The following is a 4,089-nucleotide window of genomic DNA, read 5'->3' as shown; positions in this document are numbered from 1 at the left end:
TGAACCGCTTCTCTTCTGGCGCTTTATTAATGTATCAACTCTCCCCAGAGTTGTCAAGCGTTTTGCGGAAATATTTTTGATATTTTTTTAAAGCCATACACACCAAGGGTTTCGACACTTATTACCTGCTCCGGTATCCCCTGGCTGACTCCTCTTTAGCGCAAGGGGTCTTTTTTTTGCCAAAATACGGCTTTGGGGCAGACTATCTCCCCCGTATGAGTAGAAGGACTCAGTAGTTCAACATGATGATGGGGCTTACTTGGAGTCTAGGTAAGCCAAAGTTAGAGTGTAAGGTGTGAGGCTGGATCACTGGGTGAGGATGACAGAAGCAGGCTGGTGCATGAGTCATATATTTAAGTGGTGTCTGCATTTCTTGGAGTTTACTGAGGGACGTTTGGGTCTCAGATTGAGCCGATCGCCCTTAACTATTCCTCTGATTCAAAATCCAGAAGTTGACACGACACGGTACTCTAACCATGATCAAACTCCCAGGAATCGATCGCCCGCAAATACACTATCCTGAATTACACCCCCAAAGTCCTTCAGTCAGTTACCCCAGTTATCAGCCCTTGATGATCGAGCGCGAGTTGGTCTCCTCAAAATCTACATCTAAAAAGTGTAAGTGACTCTCTTCCTCAGTATTGACAGCAATCACCAAACCTTTATTCCCCCAGGGAGCGATCGCCCGGGGTGAGGCGGGGCTACTAAAATTCCCTACTTGAATCCCTTGACTGTTTAACACTTCTATCTGCCCCCCAACGTCTGCCAATACCCATCCCCAATTAGCCACACAAGCAGACACTGCCAAACTTTCAAGGGGAATTCGCGCTACCTTGAGCGGCCACAATTTCATCAACAGCACCGCCGCTTTACCACCTTGGGGAATTCCCAGCAAAGTATAAGGCTCAGGTGTTAATAGGATCTGTCCGACGCTGGCAGACAACTCCACAGAACCCACCGGCGTGCCGCGGCGAGTGTAAACTCTAAAAATAGTTTGGGGATTTTTTGGTTCGTTGTCCGGCCAAACTGCTAAGACGTGTCGCCGATCCAAAAACATTAATTCTGGTAAATAGTGTTGTGGTAACGGCACAGTAGCGATCAGCTTCAAGGCTTTTTTCTGATCGCCAGGAGTGCTGTTTCCAGCTAAAGAATAAAAACGCAGTTCGCCGGGAACCGCTACTGTCAACCAGTTGCCGTGAGAGTCTACAGCAGCTTTAAAAGCATCTGGACCTTGCCTCAAACCCATATCCAGCAAACATTGAGGCTCCCAAGAGCGCTCATTGAGCCAGTAAAGTTTTTGCGGAGTGAGAACGCAGCAGCCGTGGGAAACAGGTAAAATGCCCCGCACGATTTCCGGCATTAATGAAATAGAAGTAGACATTTCTCCTGTAACTAGCTGTTTTCCCGGCTGAGACCAAACCTTCACCTCTGTACCTACAGCAGCATAGAGATACGTTTCAGTGGCAATTAAAGCGGTCAACGGTGCTGGAAGTATCAGTGGCTTGGGCTGCGAAAGCGCATAGCGGACAGTCCCAAGTAAATTAATCGCCGACAGTGATGCTTTTTCCTCTTCAACTTCTAGCAAAGACTCAGTTTCAGACTTCAGACTTTTATCACCACTGGTTGTGGGGGTTTCCCAAGGAATAATGCAGTCGCCCAATTGCCTGACAGCGGGGTCGTACATGATCAGCCGCAGAGCTTGAGCCATTTGGGAAGCACTGGCAAAACGGCGGGCTGGCAGCTTTTCTAAAGATTTTTTGACTATTGCTTGCAAAGGTTCGGGGATGGCGTCGGGAAATTGCAAGCGTTGATTCAGGTGCGCCCACCTCAAGTCTCCAGGGGTTCCCCCGAAAGGGCGGTAGCCCATTAGCAATTCAAACAGCAGAATTCCTACTGCATATATATCTGACATCGGGGAAAAAAGACCGTAAAACCGCTCAGGGGCCATGTAAGCGGGGGAACCTACGGTAGCGTCGGGAGAAATTTCTTGGTGGAGGCGAGTGGTACCAATTTCTGGCAGCCGACGCGCGATGCCAAAGTCAGAAAGCCGGGGCGACCAACCTTTTGCTCCTAAAGTTAGGAGGATATTTTCGGGTTTGATGTCGCAGTGAACTACGCCTCGGCGGTGGGCGTAGTCTAAGCCGGCTAAAACTTCCATGACTAGCTGTAAACCTTCGAGCAGACGCAAGGGGCGGTCTTGTTTGAGCAGGTTGCGGAGGGTTCCTCCCTCGCAGTAATCCATAACCAAGTACCTGCCTGTAGCTGTGTGTTCTAGAGCTCGGCAGGTAACAATATTGGGGTGCTGCAAGGTGATCAGAAACCACAGCTCTCGCAAGAATTCGCTAGTTGGGGCTTTCTGATGACTAAGTTCTTTGAGAGCAACCAGTTGGCTGGTGAGGCGGGAGTCCTGGGCGGGAGCTTCTCGAACGCTGGCACAAAAGACTCGACCAAATTGTCCTTGTCCGACTAGCCCTAAAATGCGGTACTTAGAATGTTGCATCGGTCTAATTATAGAAAAAGCTTGAGCTAGTATTAAAATATGTAAATAATTCTGACAAAAATTCAAATTTTTGAATCGCTCGCCAGGTACAGCCTATGTTATCTCAGGTTCATTCTCAGCCTCCTTGAGAGCGATCGCACAGTCGCACCTACTAAAATCCTTGAGCTTCGGAATCACTATCAATCTTGCCGGATGCCAATACCCGCTCGGGAACTACCTGTGGCTGCTATTTTAGTCGATCGCGACTATTACAGTTTTTTCAATGCCATGCAGAAAGTATCTAAGGTTTTAGCTTTTCAAGGCTAAGCTGGGGAATCGGGGCGAGGGAACAGCGATATGACCCAAACAGAAGTGCGGTTATGCCATAGGGGTTAGAGAGCCAGAAGCCGATGCTGTCGTCAAGGCATTTTAACTTTTTTGAGTGTTAGCCAAATTTTTTTGCGCTTTGAATAAGTTGATCGTAACTTGCTAAATACTGAACTTGACAGGAGCAAACATCAATATGGTTAAAATTATTAAACTAGATCCAATTGCGGAGGAAATAGCAGTCGAAACCCGATCAAATATCCTGTCTGCCTTACTTTCCAAAGACTTAGACGTTCTCAAGGAATGCGGGGGGCGGGGAATGTGCGCTACCTGCCATGTTTACATTAAAGAAGGCATGGAAGGCTTGTCGGACATGAACCGCCGCGAGAGAAGGACGTTGGAAGTCATTACTACGGCTAAAGCCAATTCGCGACTTGCTTGTCAGGCTCAAATTATGGGCGAGGGTGTGGTTGTACAGTTGCCTGCGGGGATGTACATTAATGCTATTGAAAATGTCGAAGCTCTGATCGGCCGCCGGGCCCAGCAAGATTTATTACACCCAATTACGGGTCAAGTAGTTGTAGAATCGGGAAAGTTAATTACTCGTTCTATCGTGACACAGCTTAATGAAACCCGCTTTCAAGTAGGACAGTACTTAGTTCGGACTAAAGAAGCTTAAAACTGATATGTTTGTATTTTAGTAGTAGAGAAAAATCTATGTTGAGCCAACTTGCGCGTTTGAGCATGGAAGCAGACGGACGCTACGCCAGTGCAGAAGAACTCCAATTTTTGAAAGACTACTTTCAGTCTTTGAATCACCGGATGAGTGCTTATAAAAAAATACAAGCCTCTGAAACAGAAATTATGCGGCAAGTGGAAGCACAAATGCTGTCTATAGACCCTAGTTTATTTCGGCGGGGGGCTAACGATATGACTGAAAAGTGCCGTGGAGATATTGTGCGGGTGTTGAGGCATTCAGCGGCAGCACTGTTGATTAATGATACGGAACGATTGCGCGATCGGCTACTACTTTGGTTGCAAACTATTTTAGGGGCTGTTCAAGTTAGAAATAGTGCGACCGTGACCTACGATGTGATGAAAAAGGTCCTCAAACAATATCTCACGGTGGAAGAAAGGAACCTATTTTTTCCGATTCTGGACATCAACCGCACTTTACTCGGCAAATAATCAAGGGGGTTGACAAGTTAACGGGACTTAAACATAAAATACGATAAAAATAGGTTATAATGCTTACATAGCAAGCATATAACGTTAAAAAATGA

The 4,089-nt window shown here is 46.9% G+C and carries 3 protein-coding genes; 2 read left to right on the top strand and 1 reads right to left on the bottom strand.

Going from position 1 to position 4,089, the window contains the following annotated elements; genetic code table 11:
* Nucleotides 1–562: 562 nt before the first annotated feature.
* Nucleotides 563–2,500 (bottom strand): serine/threonine-protein kinase, encoded by a 1,938-nt coding sequence (locus QUA04_RS28935; protein ID WP_333264038.1) that lies wholly within the window; start codon nucleotides 2,498–2,500, stop codon nucleotides 563–565.
* 502 nt (nucleotides 2,501–3,002) lie between these two features.
* On the opposite strand from QUA04_RS28935, the gene QUA04_RS28930 reads away from it, so the two are divergent.
* Both QUA04_RS28930 and QUA04_RS28925 read left to right on the top strand, forming a co-directional pair.
* A complete protein-coding gene (locus tag QUA04_RS28930) occupies nucleotides 3,003–3,485 on the top strand; it encodes a 2Fe-2S iron-sulfur cluster-binding protein (RefSeq protein WP_006635922.1) in 483 nt (160 codons plus the stop codon).
* A gap of 38 nt (nucleotides 3,486–3,523) precedes the next feature.
* Entirely contained in the window at nucleotides 3,524–3,994 is a 471-nt protein-coding gene (locus QUA04_RS28925; RefSeq protein WP_333264034.1) for a phycobilisome protein, read from the top strand.
* The last annotated feature ends 95 nt before the right edge of the window (nucleotides 3,995–4,089 follow it).

It is taken from the genome of Microcoleus sp. S13_C5 (genome assembly GCF_036700845.1).
In the GTDB taxonomy this organism is placed as follows: domain Bacteria; phylum Cyanobacteriota; class Cyanobacteriia; order Cyanobacteriales; family Microcoleaceae; genus Microcoleus.
Note: the sequence above shows the minus strand (reverse complement) of the source record. Positions and strands in the feature narration are given on the sequence as shown.

What these genes read in the sequence shown, in the direction of transcription:
- QUA04_RS28935 (WP_333264038.1), bottom strand. Translation starts at nt 2,500, where the DNA reads ATGCAACATTCTAAGTACCGCATTTTAGGGCTAGTCGGACAAGGACAA.
- QUA04_RS28930 (WP_006635922.1), top strand. Translation starts at nt 3,003, where the DNA reads ATGGTTAAAATTATTAAACTAGATCCAATTGCGGAGGAAATAGCAGTC.
- QUA04_RS28925 (WP_333264034.1), top strand. Translation starts at nt 3,524, where the DNA reads ATGTTGAGCCAACTTGCGCGTTTGAGCATGGAAGCAGACGGACGCTAC.